A 16,913-nucleotide genomic window follows, 5' to 3' on the forward strand; every position below is an offset into this window, starting at 1 on the left:
TAGTAAGACGAACGATCGAATCGATAGCATTAATAAGAAGTTGGAACGACGACAGGAGAATGAGCGTCGTCGCCGTCACCAAGAAGGAGTTCCTGGACGCCGGTCGTTCATACACGTTCGTCGGGCTCGTCGCGCTGTTCGTGGCCTTCGGCGTCTTCTTCGCAGCCATCCAGTGGATCCCGAACCTCTATCGGACCGCCGCCGGCGATCGCAGCACGCTGGCGCTGCTGAACAGCATGCGACAGCCGTCGGTCTTCTTCGTCCCGCTGATCGCCCTCGTGGTCGGCTATGGGGCGATCGCCGGCGAGCGCGCGAGCGGCAGCATCAAACTCCTGCTTGGGTTGCCGAACACGCGACGAGAGGTGTTCGTCGGGAAACTCGTCGGTCGGACCGCCGTTGTGACGGTCGCGATCGCGATCGGCTACGGCTGTGCCGCCCTCGTCGCCGTGCTCTCGTACGACTCCTTCGCGCTCGCCGAGTTCGTGACGTACACGCTGCTCTCGATGCTCTACGCGGCGGTCTGCATCTCGATCGCGATTGGGTTCTCCGCGAGCACGAAATCGAGATATCGGGCGCTCGCCGGCGCGGCCACGGTGTACGCGACGTTCCTGCTGCTGTGGGACGCGGCCGTGACGCTGCTCCAGGTCGTCTTCGTCGGCTACGTGGTCCAGCCGGGGGCGCTCCCGGCGTGGGTGTCATTGCTCAAGTATCTGAATCCATCGACGGCGTTTGCCCACGCGACGATCGCAGTCATCCCCGACGTCCGTTCGATCACGATGTTCCCCTATCTGGAGACGAGCTTCTGGGTCGACTGGTACGGGTTCGTGGTGCTCGGCTTCTGGACCCTGGTTCCGCTGGCGCTCGGCTACTGGTCGTTCAGCCAGGCGGAGCTGGAGTGAACTACGATCCCGAACGAGGCAACGCATCGTAAACGAACGACCGCACCGAGCGGTGGGCGACGTTCAAATAGCTCCCGCCGACACGATCGGGTATGCCCGATCCCGACGTTCTCGTCGCCGGCGAGGCGCTCGTCGACTTCCTGCCCGACCGATCAGGGCCGCTCCGGGATGTCGAGATGTTCAGCCGACGAGCGGGTGGCGCACCGGCGAACGTCGCCATCGCGCTCGCCCGACTGGACGAGCGGCCGTGGTTCCTCTCGAACCTCTCGACCGACGCCTTCGGCGAGTTCCTTGCCGACACGCTCGCCGCCGAAGGGATCCCCGAACGGTTCCTCACTTGCGACGAGGAGCATCGAACAACGCTCGCGTTCGTCTCTCACGACACCGACGCCGACCGAAGTTTCGAGTTCTACCGCACTGCGACCGCCGATCAGCATATCGATCCCAGTGTCGTCAAGGACGACGCACTCAGAACTATCTCGTGGGTCGTTCTGGGCGGCGTCGCGCTCGCGAGCGAGCCCGCACGCACGCGACTGCTCGATTTCGCCGAACGTGCGCGCGAGCACGGCTGTACGATCGTCCTCGATCCGAACAGGCGACCGGAGCTCTGGCCCGACGCGGCGACCTACGAACGGGTGCTCAGCAAGGTACTCACGTTCACCGATATCTGCAAGGTTTCGGACGAGGACCTCGTGAGCACGCGCTTCGCCGACGAATCACTCGACTCGCTGCTCGATGCCGGGCCACACACCGTCGTCTCGACCCGCGGTGCGAACGGGGCGCATGTCGTCGCCGGCGAGGACGCATCCTGGGGACCCGACGAATACGAGCACGGTGGCTACGCGGTCGACCCGGCCGACACGACAGGTGCGGGCGACGCTTTTCTCGCAGGAGTGCTATACGGACTCACGAACGGCGAACCGATCGACGAGGCGCTCGCGTTCGCCAACGCCGTCGCCGCGCTGACGACGACCGAACAGGGGGCGATCGCCGCGCTGCCCGATCGCGAAGCAGTGGCTGCGTTCCGCGATAGTTCCGTATGAAAAGGGACGGTCGAAACTCGTAGCAGTATGTCGGTCTACGCGCCGGGAACCGCGCCGGCGACGAACCACCAGCTCGTTCCCGACGTTGGTTCGTCGTTTTTCTCCTCGGCTCTCGTGTGATCCCTGCGGTGTTGCCAGTTCATATTCGAATAAAGGGTTTACTCGAACTTGAATATTATGTTCTACCGATATTTCTATCGTGGACGTTCACGAGGGATGGCCGGCTTCTGAACTACTGGCCCCACTGCCACCACGGCGGCAGCCGTTCGAGCACGGCGACCAGCCGGGGGAACAGTCTGACAGCACTGATCGAGAGGAGTGTTGCAACCACGAGCGAACCGAGCGCCGAGCCAAGAAACACGCCGACCGCAGCGCCGCCGACGGCCGCGAACGCGATGGCGAGGCTGTGATAGACGAGACGGACGAGAGCCGTTTCGTAGCTCAGCGACGGCCAGTCGAACGACTCGCTCCAGCGGATCGTACCGATAGCGAGCGAGAGCGTCGTGACGGCAACCAGTGCGGCGAACTTCAGTTCGGCGTCGAACGGCGTATCGAGCAGCGCCAGCAACGTTGGAAAGCCGAATATGACGACCTCCGCGAGACCGAAGAAGACGGTTTCGACCCAGCGCTCGGAGCCTTCCTTGCGGGTCGCTCGCGGTCCGCCCTTGCGCCGTTCGATGGCGTTGTCGGTCCCACGCCGACGCATCCGTCGACGACTATTCCTCGCGGCTCACGCGGATGACCTGGAGCAGCGACTTCACGGGGACGCCCTCCAGTTCCTCGACGCCGCGCTTGTCGACCAGCACGCCACAGCCGACCGGGCTGCCGCCCTCTTCGGTGATAGCGTCGATCGTCTCGGTCATCGTCGTGCCGCTGGTGATGGTGTCGTCGATCACGTAGCAGTCCCGGCCACGGATCTCGGCGAAATTTCGCGAGAAGCTCCCGCTCAGATCGTCGATGTCGCCCTCCTCCCACTGGTGTTTCCTGGGTGCGTACGCCGCGAGATCCGCATCGAGTTCGAGCGCCACGGTCGTCGCCAGCGGCGTCCCGGCTTTCTCGATCCCGACGACGAGATCGACGTCCTCGCCCCCGAGGAGATCGGCCATCGCGTGGCCGACGTCAGCGAGACGGGTGCTATCGCGCCCGAGCGCGCTCCAGTCGACGTGGATGTCTTCGAGCGCGTCCGACGACTCCCGGGTAGTCGTGTCGCTCCCCTCGCCGCGATCGACCAGCCAGCTCGCCGTCTCGCGGGAGACGTTCAGCTCGTCGGCGATTTCGCCGTTCGAGAGACCCTGGCCCGCCAGCTCGTTCGCGCTCTCGATGAGGTCGTCGACGTTCTTCATCGCCGGGGGTTGCCCCCGGCCGGTAATAGGTGTTGTCCGTCGGTTTCGTCAGTGTCGCAGCGTCGTTCGGTGGGTCGTGTCACGGCCCGATGTCGGTGACGGGATCTCGCCGCGGAGGTCGATCTCGCCGGCGATGGCACCCGGGGTGAGCGTGTCGGTCGACCCGTCCCGTCGAACGAGGCGGTTCACATGCTCCATGCACGACCGCAGTGCCTCGACGGCCGCCGCGCGCGTCGTCACTCGCCCGATCGAGCACTCGCTCGACGATTCCCCGGCGCGCAGGCGACAGGTGACCTCCCAACACTGCGTCAGTTCGAACGGGAGTGGCTGTGTGCCGTCGACACACGTTGCCTCGACCTCCAGCCCGCCCGTACCGTGTGCGAAGACGAGTTCGTCCGCATCGATGCGCTTGCAGACCCAGCCGGACGGCAGCTGCACGTCCTCTGGCAGTGGACTCATTTCTATCCTCTCCACTTGCTTCAGACACACGACAGCATCGTCGGGGTTCTGCCTGCACCTGCCGGCGGGCTAATACCTAGGCGAACTCGATGTCCTCGGTGAACCGGTCGACCAGCACGACGAGCGCGCCGCCGGCGATCGCGACCGCGAGGACGCCGCCGATCGCCGACGGCGTCGTATCCGGGGTGTTGTTCAGCACCTTGATCGCGGGCAGCCTGAGCGCGCCGACCATCAGACTCACCAAGAAGGTCAGTGTGGCCTCACGGTAGTTCGCGAGCGCCCACCGGATCGCGTAGGCGATCGAGAACAGTCCGATCAGGGCTCCGATGCCGAACGCGACGACGACGATCCCGGGTTCGACGAGTGCCGCGAGGCTCCCGCCCGTGGCCAGCGCGGCGAGTGCGTTCGTGAATTCGGTGAGCGTCTCGGTCAGGTAGGTGTACTGGCCGAGCAACAGCAGGAAGAACGCGCCGGAGACACCGGGGAGGATCATCCCCGCGATGGCGATCGCGCCCGCGACGAAGACGAACAGCGGCGAGTTGGGCGCGGCGTTGCTCACTTCGCCGGAGACGAGGAAGGCGAACACGAACCCGACGACCGCGACCACGATCCGTCGAGTAGTATCGAGCGACACGTGGTCGGCGAGGACGATCGCGCTCGCGGCGATCAGCCCGAAGAAGAACGCGAACAGCGGGCCGGGATAGGCTTGTTCTGCGATGTGAACGAGGCGCGCGACGCTCACGATGGCCGTGGCGATCCCGAGCCCGAGCGCGAGCAGGAAAGGAATGTCCATCGCGACGAGCGCCGCCCGGAACTCGGCGCGGCCGCGTCGACGGTGGAGTCGCGGGAGATAGCGCAACGCGCGCGGATCGAGGCTCGTGATGGCCTGAATGAGTCGCTCGTAGATGCCAGTGATGAGCGCGATCGTCCCGCCGGAGACCCCCGGCACCGCGTCGGCGGCACCCATGAAGATCCCCTTCAGATAGACCGTGAGCAGCTCGCGTCCGGCGCTCATCCGTGCACCCCCATTCGTGCCCGACTTGGCACACTTGCCTCGGGAGCCGCCAGCGCGCTCGCCGAGCTGTTCGTGGTCGTCGATGCGTTCGTCGTTCCCGACGAGACGTTCGTCGATGCCGAAGCGTTGCCGGCTGCTGCGTTGCCGTCCGAGGCGTTGCCGGCCGTCGCGTTGCCGGAATCGTTCGTGCTCGCCGGTGGCGAGACCGACGTCTCGCTGAGGTCGACCGAGACGGTCTCGTTCGTGCGGCCGATGACCGCACCCTCGGGCACGTCGGCGGTCGCCGTCCACCGGCTGGCGTTCCCGTCCGTGCCCGTCACGGGCGTCCGGAAGCTGTACGGGCCGGTCGCCTGCACCGAGACGTTCGTCGCGCCCTTCTCGGTGCCCCACTGCTCGTAGCCGGTCGTCGAGTACGGCAGCGTCATGGTGAACTCGCCCTGTGCGTTCGTCTCGGCCTGCTGTGTGTAGTTGAACGTCGTGTCATTCGTGGTCGGCATTCGCATCTCGACGGTCGCTTCGACCGTGCTGTTCGGCGGTCCCTGTCCTTCGACGGTCGCCCCGTCGACGCGCTCGAACGTCTTGACCCAGTTCGTCGGGGTCTCGAACAGTTCGGTGGCGTTCAGTCCCGTCGTCTGGAGGCGCTGGAGCGCGCTCCGGTAGAGCGGTCCGGGACCGCTCGCGCTACCGATGGCGTTCTCCTGGCTCGCGTGGACCAATCGGTACTGTTCGAGCGCCGGCACGCGCTCCTGGGGATAGCTGCCGACGCCGCCGATCCGGGCGGTGCCGTCCTCCTCGACGAACTGGCGTGCGGCGGACATGTTGTCGAAACGCTTGACCGCGCTCTCGTTGCCAGATGGGGTGAACGCGCTCCGGAGACTCCCGTTCGACAGCCGCTGTGGGCTCTCGTAGTCGAGCACGACGGGTTTCTGCTCGACCGCGCTGCCGTGGTAGGTGTACAGCCGCGTGCGCATCGTCTCGTAGTGGCGCTGTTCGTAGGCCAGGAACGCCGTCGTGGGCTGTTGCTGACCGCTCGACTGGCTGGCGATCGGCGTCAGATCGTCGTAGATCGACAGCGGGCCGTCGTTGTACCACGTGAACGGCACGCTGTACAGCGCCCCGCCGGCCGGATCGGCCATCTTCCAGTTGACCATCACGTAGCGCACGCCCTGACCGTCCGTGGTGCGTGCGATCTCGTTCGCGCGCGACGCGTTGGGCGCGAGCAGGAAGTTCGCCGCCTGTCCGGCGTTCTGCTGGAACGGGTTGGCCGTCGGGATCCGCTCGCCGAGCGTCGTGATCCAGTGGCCGTAGTCCCACCACGAGAGCACGCCGTAGGCTCCGTCGGGATAGTCGAAGTCGTCCGTTCTGTCGTACTGCCCGTAGTAATCCATCGACTCGTTGCCGCCGCCGTAGGTTCCCTCGGCGGGCGTGTTGTTCGCCATCCAGTCGAGGCTGCTATCCCAGCCGGTGAGCGACGAACCGACGCCGGATTGCTGGTCGGCGTAGTCCCCGGCGGCCGTCGCGCTCGCGCTACCGCCGATGGCGAGCGGCGCGGTGATGAGGAGAACGACCGCGAGCACCGAGAGCACCTGATACGCCTGTAGATTGCGGAGACTGGAGCGTGCCTTGGTCGAACCGACGTACCGCAGTACCTGTCCGACGAAGTACGCATTGAGAACGGCGACGGGAACGAGGAGGTAGTAGTTGAACCGCTGCTGGGTTAGCGTCGCGGCGGTCATGAGGGCGGCCCAGATGAGGACGAACAGGATGCCGGCACGCTCGCGGCTGCGTCCGAGGGCGAGCCGAAGGACCATCACCGCTGCGCCGGCGATCGCCGTCACCAGCGCCAGCCGATAGGAGCCGAGGAGGAACTGTCCGGGGTTGCGCGGCGGGATCGCCTCGGCGACCGTCAGCGAGGTCGCGCTCGATCCGAAGCCAACGACGCGTTCGAGCTGGCTGACGAAAAACGAGAACAGATCGGGCAGGGCGATCGCCATCACGAGCGCGCCGAGTACGAAGAGACCGAGGATCACGCCGGGGTAGTAGAGCCGCGGCAGGTCGCGCGCTTCGAGTTTGCGTGCGAGCCACGACATGAACACACAGCCGATCGCACCCGCGAAGGCCATCGCCGGATGGAGCAGCGAGAAGTTCGTCACGCTCACCTCGACGGTGTTGAACGAGATCAGGAAGCCGATGCCCGCGACCGCGAGCGCGACCGCACTCACGATGGCGACGTGTTCGGGGCTCTCGCCGCGGAGATACTCGATCGGGAGCACGATGAGCAGGAAGAGCCCGAAGATCCCCACGAGCAGGAGGCCGGGCGGCCACGCCCAGACGTAGAGCACGATGGCGATGCCGGCGAGAACGCCCCAGCCGAGCGGCCGGCGCAGGTTCGCGAGATCGCGCTCGACGAACTGCTCGTAGACGGGTTTCTCGCGCTCGGCGACCGCGAGCGCGACGACGATCGCCGCGACCGCAAGCACCTGGAAGAGCACCTCGGCGGCGTGGTGGTCCGAAAAGCCCGCGACGGAGCGACTGAGAAACGTGCTCGGCGAGAGCGCGAGGATCGCGACGCCGATGACCCCGCCGAACCGGCCGCCGAAGCGCTTGCCGAGATAGTAGGTGGGGATCGCGACGAGCGTCCCGATGACGGCCGGTGCGAACAGGAGGACGAGCGCCGTCGTCTGTTCGGACGGACTGCCACCGCCGACGATCAGCGCGACGGTGGCGACGAGCTGGTCGTAGAGCGTACCGAACTGGCCGACGCTCGTCCCGGTAGGAAAGCTCGTCCACGGGTCGAACGGCATCGTCTGCGGCCAGTGTCTGACGACGTAGCGGACCTGTCGAAGGTGATACCACGCGTCGTTGCCGCTGAAGTAGACCTGCCCGCCGACGAGGAAGTTCCGCCAGTTGCGAACGCGGATCCAGAGCATGAACCCCGCGAGCGCGAGCAGCAGAGGGATATGGTACAGCCCTTCGACCCGGTCGAGCAGCGGCCCGAAATCCGGGAGCCGTTCGGCGAGCTGCTCCCTGCGTTGACTCATTGGCCGTATCCAGTCACAAAGTGCGCATAAGGCTTGTGAAACGTCGCACGAGCCGTTGACGGACGCGACGACGAACGGAAACAGCTATCCGCCGACCTCCCACAGAGAGCGACATGCGGGTCTCAGTCGTGCTCTGTACATACGACGAGGCGTCGTTCGGACGCTTTCGCGACGCGGCCGACAGCGTGCTCGCTCAGAGCCATCCCACCGAGCTCGTGGTCGTCGTCGACGGCACGCCGGCGCTCGCAGAGCGCGTCCGCGAGACCTACGGGAGTCACGACGACGTTCTGATCCATCTCAACGACGAGAACTGCGGCCTGCTCGAAAGCCGGAACACGGGTGCGGAGCTCGCCACCGGCGACGTCGTCGCCTTTCTCGACGACGACGCGCGCGCCCACCCCAGATGGATCGAGCGGCTCGTCGCGGCCTACGAGGATGAAGACGCGCTCGCGGTCGGCGGGCGGATGGTGCCCGAGTGGGTCGCCGGCAAGCCGTCCTTCCTCCCCGCGGAGTTCTACTGGCTCGTCGGCGTCACCCACCGCGGATTCGGGCCGGGCGGCGACGAGGAGCGCGAGGGGGAAGTCAGGAACACGTTCGGGTCGAACATCTCCTTTCGCCGCGAGACCTTTACGAGCCTCGGTGGGTTCGACCCGGCGATCGGCGGCCGGAAAGGTGACAAGAACCTCCAGGGTGGCGAGACAGAACTCTGTGCCCGCCTCGAAGAAGAGTACGACGAGGGTGTCCACTACGTGCCGGCCGCCAAGGTCGCCCACAAGGTCTTCGACTACCGGACGAAACCGCGCTGGCTCGCCGACCGCGCGTTCTGGCAGGGCTACTCCAAGCGGGCGATGGAGGGGTTGGTTCCCGATTCGACCGGCGAGGAGAGCGCCTTTCTCGGCCGATTGCTCACCGACTTCCTCCCTGGCCGGCTCCGAGAGCTGTCTCGCGAACCGACCGGCGGAAAGGTACTCCAACTGCTCTCGCTCGTCGTATTCACACTCTTGGTCGGACTCGGCTACTGTTACGGTGTCCTCAGCTCGCCCGACGAGTTCGAGCGATGAGTGGGGACGAAACGACCAGCGAGCGCGACGATCCGCGAGTGCTCTGGCTCACGCCCGACAAGCCGGCCGACATCAGCGTCGGCCGCCGCCGCATCGCCGACCGACTCGAAGCCGACGGAATCGACGTGACGCTTCGGGGCACGACGCCACGAACCGTGCTCCAGTCGTTGCGCGAGCACGGCGAGTACGACGCGGTTCTCGGCACGACCCGCTCCGGTGCGTTCGCGGGTTCGATGCTGAACTCCCTGGGGACGCCGTTCGTCGTCGACCACATCGATCCCATTCGGCAGTTCGCCGACACACACGGAAGACCGCTCTCGCTCGCGGTGCGAGCCGCGGAGAACATTGCCTTTCGATCAGCTGATCACACCCTCTACGTCTACGACGAGGAGCGAGAACGGGTCTCGCGCTACGCCCGCGAAACGACCAAAACCGACCTCGGGGTGAGCTACGAGCGCTTCGCGAACCCCGATCCTGATATCGTCGAGGCTGCACGCGATCGGCTCCGCGAGGCGGGCGTCGATGCCGACGAGCGGCTGGCGATCTACGTCGGTGGTCTCGAACCGATCTATCACGTCGAGGAACTCCTTGCAGCGATGGATCGTCTCGACGACTGGACGCTCGTCGTACTCGGGACGGGGTCGCTCGCGTCGGCCGTCGAGCGCGCCGCTGGCGAACGTGAGAACGTCGTCTTCCTCGGAACGGTGTCCCACGAGTCGATCCCGGGCTATCTCCACGCCGCCGACGTCGGCGTCTCGCTGGTCGACGACCCGCACACGCTCAAGGTCCTCGAATACGCCGCGGCGGGGCTGTCGGTGGTGCAGGCACACGGCCGCGCCGAAGCACGATTCGGGGAGTACGCGGCGTTCTGTGAGTCTCATCCTCCGGAAATCGCTGCCGCGATCGAGCGCGCCGGCGAGCGGGAGGACGACGAGGCGTTCCGCGAGTACGCCAGCCGCTTCGATTACGGGCAGGTTGCCGACACCTATCGGGCGGTTCTCACCGACGTGTTGGGTGAGTAATCGGCCGGCACGACGAGTCGATCCCGAGCGATTCAAACGCGCTCGCGCCCCTCTCGACGTATGGACGACGATTCACACGAGAACGTCGTGCCGGGCAGCGACGAATCGCTCGATACGCCCGACGTGCACGGCTACGAGTTCCGTGATGGAGTGGATTTCCAGGAGCTGCTCGCGAGCTACGCGACGACAGGCTTTCAGGCGACGGCGCTCGCCGAAGCCATCGACATCGCCGAACGGATGCAGGAGGCCGACGCGACGACCTACCTCACCTGTACCTCGAACATCATCTCCTCGGGACTGCGCGAGGTCGTCGCGGCGCTCGTCCGCGAGGGCTACGTCGACGTGCTCATCACCACGTCGGGCGCACTGACCGAGGACGTCATCAAGACCCAGAAACCGTTCAAGATGGGCTCGTGGAACGCCGACGAGGCGGCGTTGCGCGAGCAGGGGATCAACCGGCTCGGCAACATCTTCGTCCCCTCGAACCGGTACGTCTGGCTGGAGGAGTATCTCTACGACTTCTTCGACGACTTCTTCGCCGAAGAGAAAACCCGGACGCCGACGGCGTTCGCCAGCGAACTCGGGGCCACCCTCGACGACGAGAACTCGGTGCTCAAACAGGCCAGCGACAACGACGTGCCCGTCTACTGCCCGGCGCTCACCGACGCCGAGGTCGGCAACTTCCTCTACTACTACCGCCAGAGCTACGACCCCGAGGTGGATATCGCGCTGCTCGACGACTACGAGACGCTCATCGAGGGCGGGATGGACGCCGACACGACGGGCCTGATCGCCGTCGGCGACGGCGTACCGAAACACCACGCGATCATGACGAACCTCTTCCGTGGCGGAGCGGATTATGCGATCTACATCTCGACGGGGATGGAGGGCGACGGCTCGCTGTCGGGCGCGCCGCCGACCGAGGCCGTCTCGTGGGGGAAGATCAAGGCCGACGAGCGCAACTACACCCAGATCCAGGCCGAGGCGACGCTCGTCTTCCCGCTGCTGGTCGCCAGCGCGTTCTTCTGAGGTTGCGACAGGCGTGTTCGGCAGTCAGAGCAGTCGGACCGATTCGGTCGATGGATCGATCTCGACTCGGCCACCGATCGGAACGGGACAGGTCGGATACGTGTGCCCGAACTCGCAATCGAAGACGACGGGTGCGTCCGGGTTGTAGGTTTCGAGGACACCGACGATCGCGTCGCGCTGCCGCTCTCGATATTCCGCTCGCCATTCCTGTGGGTTCTCCTCGGCGTGTGAGCGTGCGGCGGCGCGACCGACGAGAACGCCGTCGAACCGTTCGAGCAACCCGTGCTCGCCGAGTGCGCGGAGGTTCGCTCCGACGACGGCCGGATCGGGGATCAGCTCGCTCGTCTCCAGCACGAGAACAGTACCATCCAGCGCGTCGGCGTCGGGCACGTAGCGGTCGGCGAGGAACTGCTCGACGAGGACCTCGTAGCAACCGCCCCAGATCCGGCCGGAGACGGTCCCGTCGCCGCCACGCCAGGTTCGGCCGTCGGACTGTTCGATTTCGCGTGTCGTCTCGATCGACGCGGGATCCTCCCAATCGCCGGCCTCGTCGGTGAACACGTCGGCTTCGGTCCACTCGCCGATCGACTCCTCGAAGAGCGCACGCCCGAGGTATTCCTCGGTGTAGTCGAACAACTCGCCGTCCATCGCGTATTCGAGCAGCGTCGAGCCGCCGTAGTACGAGACGATCCCCTGGTTCCAGAGAAAGAGTGCTAGGTTCGTGTTGTCCGAGTAGCCGTAGAACCGCGTCGGGTGTTCGCGGAGCACGTCGCCGTCGAGATGTGGCAGCACCGTGATCTGGTCGTGACCACCGATGTTGGCGATCACGGCCGAGACGTCCGGGTCGCGGAAGGCGTCCATCACGTCCTCGGCGCGCGCTTCGGGGTTGTCCGCGAGCCACTCCGGATCGGCGGTCGCGGTCGGATATTCGATCGGTTCGAGGTCGAAGACCTCACGCATCCGTTCGAGCCCGAGTTCGTAGACGAACCGGGCGGATGCGGGCACGTTCGACGCCGGTGCGACGACCGCAACGCGATCACCTCGCTCGACAGGTGGTGGGGTGATGAATTCGGGCATGCCCGCTGTTCATCGAGGGCTCGGATAACGTTTCGCCGACTCACGCCGTCGTCGAGCGAGCGTTGTGACTATCGGGCGGACGTCAAAAAAATCGTGAACTGAGGGGGTTTACTCGTGGTTCGATACGGTCTTCTGGTAGTTGTCCTCGGCAGCGTCCCAGTCGACGACCTCGAAGAAGGCGTCGATGAAGCTACCGCGGTCGGGACCGTAGTCGTAGTAGTACGAGTGTTCCCAGACGTCGAGCGCGAGCACGGGATGAGCGCCCCAGAGCGCACCCTCGTCGTGGTTGTCGACGGCTACGTTGCGCAGCTGGTCGGCAACCGGGTCGTAGATCAGGAGCGCCCAGCCCGAGGCAGCCGACGCGGCGGCCTCGAACTCGCCCTTCCAGCCCTCGTAGGAGCCGAAGTCCTCCTCGATGCGGTCGGCGAGATCCCCGGAGGGTTCGCCGCCGCCGTTCGGACTCATGTTCTCCCAGAACATGGTGTGGAGATAGTGTCCACTACCGTTGTGGGTCACGTCGCCGAGCGCGCCACCCGTTGAGGAGTAGTCGCCGGACTCGCGGTTCTCCGCGAGGGTCTCTTCGGCGCTGTCGAGACCGTTGACGTACCCCTGATGGTGGGTGTCGTGGTGCCAGTTGAGCACCTGCTCGGAGATGTGCGGTTCGAGGGCGTCGTAGTCGTACGGGAGCGGTGGAAGCTCCGGATTGGATCGTTCGGACATTGGTCTCTCCTCCACGCTATGACACGGGTGGACCTCTGTTAAATGTTGAGGGGCGGCTGGTACCAATAGGCACGAATCGGCTGCCGGCAGCGTCATAGATGGCTGCAAATACTGTTGGAGGCGATCGTATTTCCTTCATCGATCGAAAACCGATCGATAACTAATGTCTGACGAACAACCTGGTTCGGATGGGCGGATCGGCGCGCTCGCACGGGAACTCGATGCGCTCCCGCTCGGAGACCGCCTCCGACTCGACCGAGCCAACTGGCGACGTATCGGGATTGCACTGGTCGTGTACGCGATATCGCTCTGGCTCCTCACTGCGTTCGTCGTTCCACAGTTCACGCCCGACTCGGCCGACTCGGGCGGTCTGTTCGTCCCGCTCATCGTCGTTTCGGCGTTCGTCTTCGAGACGCTGGATTCGGCCTCGGGGATGGGGTTCGGCGCGACGATCGGGGCGCTCCTGTTCGTTCTCGGCTACGACCCGCTCGCGGTGACGCCCGTGCTCCTCCTCTCGGAGGCGGCGACCGGCATCGTCTCCGGGCTCTTCCACAACGAGTTCCAGAACGTCGAGTTCGGCCTCGACAACGACTCGGCGGTCGAGGCGACGCGCGTGCTCGGCATCATCGTCGGCGTCGGCGTGCTCGCGGTCGTCGTCTCGGTCGTTCTGACCTACTTCCAGTTCTCGATCCCCGACGTGTACATCAAGAGCTACGTCGGCGTCGTCGTGCTGTTGATCGCCTCGGTCACGATCGTCCAGAAGTACGTCGGCTCGGCGACCGACTACCGCCCCCGACTACTGATCGGTTTCGCCGTGTTCGCCGGGCTGAACAAGGGGATCGCCGGCAGCGGCTACGGCCCCGTGATCACGCTCGGTGAGATCATCTCCGGAGTCTACGAGAAGAGCGCGACCGCGATCACCTCCGCCGCCGAAGGGATCGTCTCGCTGGCCGGCATCGCCACCTTCTTCGGCATCACGGCCGCCGGTGTCGAGATCAATCTCATGCTGCTGCCCTCGGTGTTCGCCGGCGGGTTCCTCGCGGCGATCCTCGCGCCCTACACCGTCCGAACGCTCCCGAACCGCGCACTCCAGTATCTCGTCCCCGGCTACGCGCTGGTGCTCGTCGCCATCCTCTTCGCGCAGGTGCTCTGACTACCCCTCACCGCGGGCGCGCTCGAACATTTCGATGGCTTCCTCGCGGCGCTCGCCGTGCTCACAGATCGGTGCCGGGTAGTCGGGTGCAGCCGATTCACGCTCTTCGTCGCTCAGTTCGTTCCAAGAGTGGATCGTCTCCGGATCGGCATCGTCGAGCTCCGGAACGTAGGTTTTGATGTAGTCGGCGTCGGGATCGTATTTCTCGCCCTGTGTCATCGGGTTGAACACCCGGAAGTAGGGCTGGGCGTCCGTCCCCGTCGAGGCCGCCCACTGCCAGTTGCCGTTGTCGTTTGCGGTGTCGTGGTCGACGAGGCGCTCGCGGAAGTGGGCATACCCCTCTCGCCAGTCGAGCATGAGGTCCTTCGTCAGAAAGGAAGCGACGATCATCCGCACGCGGTTGTGCATGTACGCCTCCTCGCGGAGCTGGCGCATGCCGGCGTCGACGATCGGATAGCCGGTCGTCCCCTCCTTCCAGGCCCGGAGTTCCTCGTCGTCATCGCGCCAGTCGATCGGGTTCTCGTAGCTCTTGTAGTTCTCGACGACGAGCTCCGGGTTGTAGAACAGGACGTGTGCGAAGAACTCGCCGAAGGCCAACTCCCGGCGGTAGGCGTCGATCCCTTCGCGCTCGTCCTCGTCGGCGGCCTCTCTCGCCTCATAGATCCGTTCCGTGACCTCACGGACGCCGATCGTGCCGTAGTTGAGGTCCTGCGAGAGCCGCGAAGTGCCCTCATCGGCGGGATATTCACGTCCCTCGTCGTATTCGGCAATGGGGCCGTTACAGAACGCGTCGAGGCGATCGCGGGCCGCCTCGGTGCCCGCATCCGGGATCTCCGCAGCCGGTTCGTCGAAGCCGAGATCCTTGATCGTCGGCAGCGCTTCGCCCTCGATGTCGGCGAGCGCATCCTCATCGGATTCTGGGTACGGTTCTGCCTTCTCGCGGTCGAGCCATTTGTCGCCGAAATACGAGAACACCGAGTAGGGATCGCCGTCGTTGGTCGTGATGGTGCCCGGCTCGTGGTGGAGCGCGTCGTGGAACGCCTCGTGGGCGATACTCGCGTCGTCGAGCGCTTCCCGAACGCGATCGTCGCGTTCCTGGGCGAGGCCCGTGTAGTCGTGGTTCCAGAACAGCTCGTCGACATCGTGTTCGTCGGCAATCTCGGGGAGCGCCTCGGCGGGGTCGCCCTCAACGGTGTAGAGACCGCTGCCGCGCTCGCGGTAGAACTCCTGAAGGGAGTCGAGTGCCGCGAGCAGGAACGCGACCCGTGGCGGGCTCGCGTACTGGAGCACGTCGCGATCGAAGACGAAGACGGGGAGGATGGAGCCGTCCTCGGCGGCCGCCGCGAGCGCGCGGTTGTCCGCCGCCCGGAGGTCGCGGCGATGCCAGTGGATGCGCATGGCCGAATCAGGGGTTCGGTCATCCTAAATCATCGGTTCCACGACCTCGGGGCGGACGAGCGGCCGATTCCACGATCGAGTTCGACCCCCGCCCGTCCCCTTCGGAAAACGATCGAACTCGACGCCGGCGACGGCGAGGACCACCGCCACTCTTATGTAGTGTGTCCCCAACGATCATGAACGACAATGGCTACCGATGGTAATGAAAAGCGGACAAAGCCGACCGATGAAAGCGATATATCTTCCGACTCAAACGATGGAAGAAACAGCGGCAGGAACCGCCGGACGTTTCTGCGAGCGACTGGTGGTGCTGCGTTTGCGACGACGGTCGCCGGCTGTCTCAGTCTCGGTGGAGGCGGCGGGGGCGGCGGTAACGGCTCGGGTGGGAGCAACGGTTCGGGCGGCGGTACCGGTTCGGACGGCAGCGGTGGCAACGGCTCTGGCGGCGGAGGCAACGGTTCGAGTGGCGGTGGAAGCGCCGACATCGAGGGGCCGGTCACAATCGGGGCGCTCGCCCCGAACCCCGAGAACGACCCGATCGGTGGCTCGATCGTCAACGGCGCGCGGCTCGCGGTACAGCAGCTCAACGACGACGGTGGTATCGGCGGTGCGGAGGTCAAGCTGGAGGTCGGCAACACCGAGAGCGATCCCTCGACCGGACAGCAGCGCTACCGCGAGCTCGTCTTGAACAAGAACGCCGACGTGACGACGGGGATCTTCACGAGCGAGGTGCTGCTGAACATCGTCGAGGACATGGCCCAGCAGCAGAAACTCCACATCACTGCCGGCGCGGCCACGACCGAGATCTCGCGGATGATCGCGGAGGAGTACGACAAGTACAAGTATCACTTCCGCGCCGGGCCGCTCAACGACTTCGATCTCGGGCGGAACCTGCTCGACTTCGGCGAGGCCAACTTCGAGACGATGGGCTGGGGCTCGGCGTTTTCGATGATCGAGGACTACGCGTGGACCGAGCCGATCTCGGAGCTGTTCGAGAAGCGCCTCGGCGGCATCGGCGTCGACGTGGCCGGCTCCGAGCGCTACGCCAGCGGGACGACGAACTTCGGGCCGCTGTACGACGACGTGGCGAGTTCGGACGCCGACGGGGTGTTCACCGCGATGGCGCATACAGGAACGGAGGCCATCGTTCAGTGGGCCAAACAACAGCGCCCGTTCGGCTTTGCCGGCATCCACGTCCCGATGCAGCTCCCCTCGTACTACGAGTCGGTCAACGGGGCCTGTCTCTACGGCGTGACCCAGACCTCCGCGACGCCACAGAGCAAGGTCACGGAGAAAACCCAACCGTTCGTCAAGGCTTACAACAACGAATTCGACGGCTATCCGGTCTACACCGGCTACCACGCCTACGACGCCGTCAAGCTCTACGCGGCGATGGTCGAGCAGACCGGGACGAAAGACGCGGACGAACTGGTGTCGGCGATGGAGCAGTCTTCCTTCACCGGAACGACCGGGACGCTGAAGTTCTACGGCAAGGACAAGAAATACCCCCACGACCCGATCTACGGCGAGAACGCCATGTATCCGGTCTTCCTCCAGTGGCAGGAGGGCCAGAACGGCGGTGGCATCCAGGAGGTCATCTGGCCGAAGCAGTACGAGACGGCGAAATACCAACAGCCGGCGTGGATCTGATCG

15 protein-coding genes are annotated in these 16,913 nt (G+C 65.4%); 7 read left to right on the forward strand and 8 right to left on the reverse strand.

Going from position 1 to position 16,913, the window contains the following annotated elements:
• Positions 1 to 59: 59 nt before the first annotated feature.
• A complete protein-coding gene (locus NO363_RS04430) occupies positions 60 to 899 on the forward strand; it encodes an ABC transporter permease subunit (RefSeq protein WP_256687170.1) in 840 nt (279 codons plus the stop codon).
• A 92-nt stretch (positions 900 to 991) separates the two neighbouring features.
• Positions 992 to 1,942, forward strand: coding sequence for a carbohydrate kinase family protein (locus tag NO363_RS04435; RefSeq protein ID WP_256687171.1), 951 nt, complete (start codon positions 992 to 994; stop codon positions 1,940 to 1,942).
• 232 nt (positions 1,943 to 2,174) lie between these two features.
• Here the strand turns inward: NO363_RS04435 and NO363_RS04440 are convergent, their stop codons facing one another.
• From NO363_RS04440 to NO363_RS04460, 5 genes are all read right to left on the reverse strand, one after another.
• Positions 2,175 to 2,648 (reverse strand): DUF8215 family protein, encoded by a 474-nt coding sequence (locus NO363_RS04440; RefSeq protein ID WP_256687172.1) that lies wholly within the window; start codon positions 2,646 to 2,648, stop codon positions 2,175 to 2,177.
• A gap of 10 nt (positions 2,649 to 2,658) precedes the next feature.
• Positions 2,659 to 3,285: a transcriptional regulator GfcR gene (gene gfcR, locus NO363_RS04445; protein WP_004054124.1), complete on the reverse strand. Its 627-nt coding sequence runs from the start codon at positions 3,283 to 3,285 to the stop codon at positions 2,659 to 2,661.
• A 48-nt stretch (positions 3,286 to 3,333) separates the two neighbouring features.
• The gene (locus NO363_RS04450) at positions 3,334 to 3,744 is read right to left on the reverse strand and encodes a hypothetical protein (protein WP_256687174.1); all 411 of its coding nucleotides are present in this window, start codon (positions 3,742 to 3,744) and stop codon (positions 3,334 to 3,336) included.
• Between the two features lie 76 nt (positions 3,745 to 3,820).
• Positions 3,821 to 4,759: a DUF368 domain-containing protein gene (locus tag NO363_RS04455; protein WP_256687175.1), complete on the reverse strand. Its 939-nt coding sequence runs from the start codon at positions 4,757 to 4,759 to the stop codon at positions 3,821 to 3,823.
• A complete protein-coding gene (locus NO363_RS04460; RefSeq protein WP_256687176.1) occupies positions 4,756 to 7,800 on the reverse strand; it encodes an oligosaccharyl transferase, archaeosortase A system-associated in 3,045 nt (1,014 codons plus the stop codon). The genes NO363_RS04455 and NO363_RS04460 overlap by 4 nt, the downstream gene beginning before the upstream one ends.
• Before the next feature lie 113 nt (positions 7,801 to 7,913).
• On the opposite strand from NO363_RS04460, the gene aglG reads away from it, so the two are divergent.
• Genes aglG through NO363_RS04475 form a run of 3 tightly spaced genes read left to right on the forward strand, consistent with a single transcriptional unit; the run spans position 7,914 to position 10,912 of the window.
• A complete protein-coding gene (aglG, locus tag NO363_RS04465; RefSeq protein ID WP_256687177.1) occupies positions 7,914 to 8,861 on the forward strand; it encodes a glucosyl-dolichyl phosphate glucuronosyltransferase in 948 nt (315 codons plus the stop codon).
• Positions 8,858 to 9,883 carry a glycosyltransferase family 4 protein gene (locus NO363_RS04470; RefSeq protein ID WP_256687179.1) on the forward strand — a complete coding sequence of 342 codons (1,026 nt, stop codon included), beginning with the start codon at positions 8,858 to 8,860 and terminating at the stop codon, positions 9,881 to 9,883. The genes aglG and NO363_RS04470 overlap by 4 nt, the downstream gene beginning before the upstream one ends.
• A 60-nt stretch (positions 9,884 to 9,943) precedes the next feature.
• Positions 9,944 to 10,912, forward strand: coding sequence for a deoxyhypusine synthase (locus NO363_RS04475; RefSeq protein WP_256687180.1), 969 nt, complete (start codon positions 9,944 to 9,946; stop codon positions 10,910 to 10,912).
• 24 nt (positions 10,913 to 10,936) lie between these two features.
• On the opposite strand, the gene NO363_RS04480 is transcribed toward NO363_RS04475, so the two are convergent.
• Together NO363_RS04480 and sod are read right to left on the reverse strand one after the other, a co-directional pair.
• On the reverse strand, positions 10,937 to 11,989 hold the full coding sequence (locus tag NO363_RS04480) for a S66 family peptidase (protein WP_256687181.1): 1,053 nt from the start codon (positions 11,987 to 11,989) through the stop codon (positions 10,937 to 10,939).
• 108 nt (positions 11,990 to 12,097) lie between these two features.
• Positions 12,098 to 12,709 (reverse strand): superoxide dismutase [Mn], encoded by a 612-nt coding sequence (gene sod, locus NO363_RS04485; protein WP_004054132.1) that lies wholly within the window; start codon positions 12,707 to 12,709, stop codon positions 12,098 to 12,100.
• A 163-nt stretch (positions 12,710 to 12,872) separates the two neighbouring features.
• Between sod and NO363_RS04490 the strand changes: the two genes are divergently transcribed.
• The gene (locus tag NO363_RS04490) at positions 12,873 to 13,862 is read left to right on the forward strand and encodes a TSUP family transporter (protein ID WP_256687182.1); all 990 of its coding nucleotides are present in this window, start codon (positions 12,873 to 12,875) and stop codon (positions 13,860 to 13,862) included.
• Here the strand turns inward: NO363_RS04490 and NO363_RS04495 are convergent, their stop codons facing one another.
• Positions 13,863 to 15,260 (reverse strand): cryptochrome/photolyase family protein, encoded by a 1,398-nt coding sequence (locus tag NO363_RS04495; RefSeq protein WP_256687184.1) that lies wholly within the window; start codon positions 15,258 to 15,260, stop codon positions 13,863 to 13,865.
• Positions 15,261 to 15,446: 186 nt separating this feature from the next.
• Between NO363_RS04495 and NO363_RS04500 the strand changes: the two genes are divergently transcribed.
• Complete coding sequence (locus NO363_RS04500) at positions 15,447 to 16,910, forward strand: ABC transporter substrate-binding protein (protein WP_256687186.1); 1,464 nt, start codon at positions 15,447 to 15,449, stop codon at positions 16,908 to 16,910.
• The last annotated feature ends 3 nt before the right edge of the window (positions 16,911 to 16,913 follow it).

Source organism: Halococcus qingdaonensis (assembly GCF_024508235.1).
GTDB classification, from domain to species: Archaea; Halobacteriota; Halobacteria; order Halobacteriales; family Halococcaceae; genus Halococcus; species Halococcus qingdaonensis.